At 71.3% G+C, this 6,190-nt stretch carries 5 protein-coding genes and 4 pseudogenes; 4 read left to right on the forward strand and 5 right to left on the reverse strand.

Annotation, left to right across the window (positions count from 1 at the left end):
- Both AC2W7A_RS08260 and AC2W7A_RS08265 read left to right on the forward strand, forming a co-directional pair.
- Positions 1-196: hypothetical protein (locus AC2W7A_RS08260; protein WP_485990939.1), on the forward strand; the 196-nt coding region annotated here is incomplete at its 5' end.
- A pseudogene (locus AC2W7A_RS08265) lies at positions 103-327 on the forward strand (alanine racemase); the annotation flags it as partial. The gene AC2W7A_RS08260 and the pseudogene AC2W7A_RS08265, both read left to right, overlap by 94 nt.
- On the opposite strand, the gene AC2W7A_RS08270 reads toward AC2W7A_RS08265, so the two are convergent.
- From AC2W7A_RS08270 to AC2W7A_RS08290, 5 genes and pseudogenes are all read right to left on the reverse strand, one after another.
- Positions 271-1,728, reverse strand: a complete 1,458-nt coding sequence (locus AC2W7A_RS08270; protein ID WP_485990940.1) for a sodium/glutamate symporter — start codon at positions 1,726-1,728, stop codon at positions 271-273. The pseudogene AC2W7A_RS08265 and the gene AC2W7A_RS08270 sit on opposite strands and share 57 nt — an antisense overlap.
- Before the next feature lie 150 nt (positions 1,729-1,878).
- The gene (locus AC2W7A_RS08275; protein WP_485990941.1) at positions 1,879-2,526 is read right to left on the reverse strand and encodes a glycine betaine ABC transporter substrate-binding protein; all 648 of its coding nucleotides are present in this window, start codon (positions 2,524-2,526) and stop codon (positions 1,879-1,881) included.
- A gap of 82 nt (positions 2,527-2,608) precedes the next feature.
- Complete coding sequence (locus AC2W7A_RS08280; protein ID WP_485990942.1) at positions 2,609-2,761, reverse strand: hypothetical protein; 153 nt, start codon at positions 2,759-2,761, stop codon at positions 2,609-2,611.
- Positions 2,762-3,041: 280 nt separating this feature from the next.
- Positions 3,042-3,591: pseudogene (locus AC2W7A_RS08285) on the reverse strand (ATP-binding cassette domain-containing protein); the annotation flags it as partial.
- Positions 3,588-4,273: pseudogene (locus tag AC2W7A_RS08290) on the reverse strand (ABC transporter permease). The pseudogenes AC2W7A_RS08290 and AC2W7A_RS08285, both read right to left, overlap by 4 nt.
- Positions 4,274-4,381: 108 nt before the next feature.
- Here AC2W7A_RS08290 and AC2W7A_RS08295 point away from each other — a divergent pair.
- Positions 4,382-5,737, forward strand: coding sequence for a dicarboxylate/amino acid:cation symporter (locus AC2W7A_RS08295; protein ID WP_485990943.1), 1,356 nt, complete (start codon positions 4,382-4,384; stop codon positions 5,735-5,737).
- A 5-nt stretch (positions 5,738-5,742) separates the two neighbouring features.
- Positions 5,743-6,190, forward strand: a pseudogene (locus AC2W7A_RS08300) (bifunctional 3'-5' exonuclease/DNA polymerase); the annotation flags it as partial.

The raw sequence follows: 6,190 nt of genomic DNA on the forward strand, positions 1-6,190 counted from the left end.
GGCGTGGCCCACGCTCTCCGAGCGCCCTGGCCTGCGCGCCGCCGGCGTGGAGGGGGAGATCCTCGCCTGGCTGCACACCGTGCACACGACGTCGCCGCCGCCGTGGCCGCGGACGTCACGCTCGGCGTCTCGGCTGGGACTCGAGGCCGTCGCGGAGGCGCCCGCGCCGTCGGACGGACCGCGCGGGTGCATCTGAAGCTGGACACCGGCCTGGGACGCAACGGCGCCACGGCCGCACAGTGGCCGGCGCTCACAGAGCGTGCCGCCGCGCTACAGGCCGAGGGCGTCGTGTCCGTGGAGGGCATGTTCTCCCACCTGGCCGTCGCGGACGAGCCGGAGCGCGGCGATCAGCAGCGTGCCCATGATCGCGAGCATCGGGAACGGGCCGCCCTGGAGGAGGAACGGCACCGCCAGGGCGGTCACCAGGCCGCCGCCGAAGAACGGCTCGAACACGAGCTGCTTGTAGCCGAAGCCCTGGTAGGCCGGGGTCTCCTTCTTCGGGTCCGCCATGCGCAGCAGGAGCAGGCCGGTGGCGGTCACGCCCTGGGACTGGCCGTAGTCCGCGATGCCGCGCTCGAACCAGTAGGTGCGGATGAACTTCGGCGCGAACACGAACAGCACCACCAGGTTCCACGCGATGCCGAGGGCGGCGAGGATCGCGAACGGCGCGAGGTTGTCCGCCACCGCCTGCAGGGACAGCGTGGCCAGCGCGGCGATGATCAGCAGGTCCAGGCTCACGCCCTGGATGCGCTCCATCATGCCGCGGTCCACGAGCCCGTGGAGGGTCTCGCTGCGGTCCAGGAGCATCTGCACCACCACGCCGCCGAGCATCGCCAGCGGGAACAGCGGCACGTGGCCGAGGATCTCGATGGTGTCGATCCAGAGCATCTTTTCCACCCACTGCAGGCCGGCCAGCGCCAGCCAGCCGATCAGGATGGACAGGCCGACCACGCCGAGGTGGATGGTGAAGGACTCGACGGCGGAGTCGCGGAAGGTCAGGCGCCCGGCGGCCGGCCGGTCCTCGTCATTCACGGCGGCGTAGTAGCCGATCTGCTCGTCCTCGGACAGCTCCTCCCCCGCGTCCAGCGACGTGGAGACGCCCTTGCGGGCCGCCCAGTTGACGGCGACGACGCCGCAGAAGATGCCGGAGACCAGGCCGACGGTGGCCATGGTCAGGGCGAGGTCGTAGCCTCCCTCGAAGCCCAGGTCTGCGAACTGGCCCTGCAGGCCGGCGGCCGTGCCGTGGCCGCCCTCGAACCCGATCTCGATCAGCGCCGCGAACTCCGGGCCGACGCCGAACACCGGGCCCAGGAGCAGGAGCACGGCGAGGATGCCGATCACGTACTGGCCGGTGGCGAAGGTGAAGCCCAGGGAGAGCTGGGGACCCAGGAGCCGGACGGCGGACTTCGGCGAGGGGATGCGCGAGCCCAGGAACATGGTGGCGAACACCACCGAGATCAGGATACCGGGCAGGGCGCCCCAGACCTCCAGCACCGACTCGCCGAACAGACCGCCGGCCTCGAGCGACTCCATGCCCATGGCGCCGGCGATCCGGCCGAGCACCTCGGGGCCCAGCAGCAGGGCCAGCACACCGGCGATCAGGGAGACGGGGAGGAAGAGCTTCTGGGTGAACCGCAGCCCCGCGCGCAGGGCCATGCCGACCGCGGCCAGCATGCCGAGCATCAGCAGGGCCATGCCGATGACGTCCGGACTCATCTCGAGATCCATGGGACCCCCCCCTTGACTCGTGACCGGGCTCCGACGTGGGCCGACGCCCCGGACCCGGCACACGGAGTGTCGCGCAGGTCACGCTACCAGGAGACTTTCAGGCGGAGGACATCCCGAGCACTGCTCCGTCACGGGCAGACGGGCACCGTCTCACTCGGCAGCGACGAGGCCCTCCTCCACCAGCCAGTCCCAGGCCACGTACGCCGGCTCCTCGCCGTCCACGTCCACCCGCTGCTGGTTGAGCCGGGACATCGTCTCGTTGTCCAGCCGCTCGGTGAGGACGGCGACGGCCTCCGCGAGCTCCGGGTGCTCCTGGAGCGTCTCCTGCCGGACGACGCCGGCCGCGTTGTACCTGGGGAAGAACGGCTTGGGATCCTCCAGGACCTGCAAGCCCAGCGCGGGGATGCGTCCGTCCGTGGCGAAGGCCTCGCCGAACGTGCACTCGCCGTCGGCCACGGCCTGGTAGATCGCCCCGATGTCCATGATGTGCGTGAGCGAGTCGGGCACGGCGGGGATGTCGTACGCCTCCAGCATGGGGCGGAAGCCGTCGTTGCGGGAGGCGAACTCGGCGTCCACGCAGAAGGTCTGCTCCGCCTCGGGCACGTCCTTCACGTCTATGAGGGAGGAGACGCCCAGCCGCTGCGCGTTCTCCTCGGTGACGGTGAACGCGTAGGTGTTGTCCAGCTCGGCCAGCGGCAGCCACTCCAGGCCGTTGCCGCGGTCCCGGTCCCGGACCGCCTCCCACTGGCCCTGGGCGTCCGGGATGGGGTCGGTCTCCCCCCCATGTAGGTGATCCACGCGGTGCCGGTGTACTCCCACTGCACGTCCACGATGCCCTCAAGCAGGGCCTGGCGGGCGGAGGAGGAGCCGGGGATGTTGGTCAGGTCTGCACGTCCGCTCCGCCGGACTGCATCAGGATGACGACCATCTTCCCGAGGATCACGGACTCCGAGAAGTTCTTCGATCCCACGGCGAGGTCCACGTCCGAGAAGTCCCTCCCGGCCAGGTCTCCGGACAGGCTGCCGGAGGGCACGTAGTCGCCGGCGGTGCCGAGCCCGCAGTGTGATGGCGGCGGGTGGCGTGGGGGCGGCCGGTCATGCGACTCCCTTCGGGGACGCCAGCAGCTCCACGAGCCGTCCCGCCCACTCCACGAGCAGGGCGAGGCAGGCGACCAGGAGCGCACCGGAGACGAGGATCGGGTAGCGGAAGAGCACGATGCCGGTCTGGATGAGCAGCCCCAGCCCGCCGGCGTCGATGAACGTGGCGAACGCTCCGGCGCCCACGAGCAGCACCAGCGCGGTGCGCACACCGGTCATGATCACCGGAGGGTCGGCTGCGAGGCCTCGTGCGACGCCGACGCGCTGCTGCTGGCCGCCGGAGAGCTCGCGCGGATGGCGGTCCCGGTACACGTCCGGGTCCAGGCCCACCATGTCCAGCAGCTCGTCCACGCGCGCGGACGTCCGCCGCCGGTCCCACCTGAGCAGCCCGGGGACGATCCCGATGTTCTCGGCGACCGTCATGTGCGGCATCATGCCGCCGCCCTGGATCACGTAGTCGATGTGGCGGCGCAGCTCGGTGGGGTTCTTCCGGGTGATGTCTTCGCCGTCCACGAGGATGCGGCCGGCGGTGGGCTCCACCAGGCGGTTGATCATCTTCAGGCTGGTCGTCTTGCCGCAGCCGGAGCGGCCGACGAACACGACCGTCTCCCCCCGCGGGGACGACGAGGTCGAGTCCGTCCACGGCCGGCTCCCGCTGCCCGGGGTAGGTCTTGGTCAGCCCCTCCAGCCGGATCTCCGCCCCGGTGTGTCCGGCCGCTGCACGGCCGATGCGCCCGGTGTCCGTGGTGCGCGTGGAGGTGCTCATGCGTGGATCCCCTTCGACGTGGTGAGGCGGCCGAGCAGGACGAGCAGGGCGTCCACGAGCAGGGCCACGAGGATGGTGCCGACCGTGCCCACCAGGGCGTAGTTCAGCGCGTTGGCGCCGCCCACGGTGGACAGTCCGCTGAAGATGTAGGCGCCCAGACCGGGGCCGAGGACGTAGGCCGCGATGGCGGCGACGCCCATGGACATCTGGGCCGCGACCCGGATGCCGGTGAGGATGACGGGCCAGGCCAACGGCAAGCTGACGCGGCAGAACACGGCGGCGGGGCCCATGCCGAGCCCCGGGGGACCTCGGTCGTCTGGCCGTCCACGCCGCACAGCCCGACGACGGCGTTGCGCAGGATCGGCAGCACCGCGTAGAAGACGACCACCACGACGGCAGGGACGGTGCCGATGCCCACCAGCGGGATGAGCAGGCCGATCAGGGCGAATGAAGGGATCGTCAGCCCCACGGCGGACAGGGCGTTGGCGACGGGCGTGAGCCCCTTCGTCCGCGTCACGAACACGGCCAGCTCGATGGCGAGGACGGCGGCGAGAGCCACCGACTGCACCACCAGCGAGCCGTGCTGGAACGCACGGAAGAGCACATCCGGCCAGCGGGTGGCCAGGAAGTCGAGCTCGGGCGGGTCCTTCCTCGAGAGTCGCTCCTCCGTCGTCGGATGCAGGCCCGGACGCGAGCCCGAGTGCAGGCATCCTCCAGATGAGGAACGGGTGACGGAATGTTGTTGAACAAACTGTTGTGCTCCGGGTCACAGGAGGCTAGGGTGGCCGCCATGTCTCTCCTCAATCGCATCGGGCTGCTGCCCCGCGTCCTGATCGCCATCGTGCTGGGCGTCCTGGTCGGCCTCGTGGCGCCCCACTGGCTCGTGGTCGTCTTCGCCACCTTCAATGGGATCTTCTCCGCGTTCCTCGGCTTCATCGTCCCCGTGCTGATCCTGGCGCTCGTGGCCCCGGCGATCGGCGACCTCGGCCGCGGCGCCGGCAAGTGGCTCGCCCTCACCGGCGGCATCGCCTACGGCTCGACACTCTTCGGCGGCGGCATGGCGCTGGCCGTCTGCCTGCTGGTCTACCCGCTGATCCTCACCCCGGGCTCGTTCACCGAGATGGCCAACCCGGAGGACGCCCTCACCGGCCCCGCCTTCGAGATCGCCATGACCCCGCCGTTCGACGTCATGGCCGCCCTGCTGCTGGCCTTCGTCCTCGGCGTCGGCATGACCCTGCTGCCCAAGGGCACCCTGCACGCCGGCTTCGTGGAGCTGCGAGCGATCATCGAGAAGCTCGTCTCCGCGATCATCGTGCCCCTGCTGCCGCTGTACATCTTCGGCGTCTTCCTCAACATGACCGAGGCCGGCGAGGTCTTCCAGGTCATCTCCACGTTCCTCGGCGTGATCCTGCTGGTCTTCGGCCTCACCGTGGTGCTGCTGCTGGTCCAGTTCCTGGTGGCGGGCGCCGTGGCGGGGAGGAACCCGTTCAAGGCCCTGGCCACCATGCTCCCGGCCTACGCCACCGCCCTGGGCACCTCCTCCTCGGCCGCCACCATCCCGGTCACCCTGCGCCAGTCGATCAAGACCGGCGTGCGCCGCCCGATCGCCTCGTTCGTGATCCCGCTCTGCGCCACGATTCACCTGGCCGGCTCCACCGTGAAGATCGTGTCCTTCTCTTTGGCCGTGATCATCCTGTCCGGCGGCACCGTGGACATCCCCCTGATGACCGGCTTCATCATGATGCTCGGCGTCACCATGGTGGCCGCTCCCGGCGTCCCCGGCGGCGCGATCGTGGCCGCCTCCGGGCTGCTGTCCTCGATGCTCGGCTTCACCGAGCCGCAGGTCGCCCTCATGGTCGCCACCTACATCGCGATCGACTCCTTCGGCACGGCCACCAACGTGACCGGCGACGGCGCCATCGCCCTGATCGTGGACCGCATCGCCGGCGACCGCCTCACCGGCGACACCGAGGACGAGGTCGAGGACCTGGAGCGCCTCGGCGACGAGGAGGCCGTGGCCCGTGCTGAGGCCGCCGGCCGTCGCGACCCCGCTCCGGTCCGGGATGCCCCGCGTCCGGGCGAGGTGCGATCAGACCGGGCGCCCCGGCACCGTCTGACCGCACCGGCTGCGCCCGGGGCAGAATGAGGAGCATGCTCGTCGTCCTCGGCCCCGCACCCGCCTCCGCCGGCGCCCCCGGCACCTGGTGGGCCCTGGACGTGGACGGCGACGACGGCACTCCCCTGGCCGTGTGCCCCGCCGACGCCGTGGCCGGCCTCGTGCGGGACCTGCCTGCCCACCTCGGCCTGCCGGCCGGGGACGTCCGCTGGGTCCTGTCCTCCGTCTCCCCGGAGTACGCGGCATGGCTCGCCGAGGGGGTCCGCGTGCGGCGGGCCTGGGACCTGTCCCTGTCCCAGCGCATCCTCACGACGGCGGCCACCGCCGCCGGTGCCGGCCTCGCCTACACGCCGGTCGGCTCGATCCCCGTGCACGTCCCGGAGGACCCGCTCGCGATGCCGGTGCGCCGCGGGCCCGAGCAGGATGCGTTCTTCGACCTCGCGGCGGCTCCGACTGCCGGTGCCCCGGGACGCCCGGCGCTGG

Source organism: Micrococcus sp. LASM2_SD2, assembly GCF_057364565.1.

Excerpts from the sequence above, each read along its gene's own strand:
- AC2W7A_RS08270 (WP_485990940.1), bottom strand. The coding sequence starts at position 1,728 with ATGGATCTCGAGATGAGTCCGGACGTCATCGGCATGGCCCTGCTGATG.
- AC2W7A_RS08295 (WP_485990943.1), top strand. The coding sequence starts at position 4,382 with ATGTCTCTCCTCAATCGCATCGGGCTGCTGCCCCGCGTCCTGATCGCC.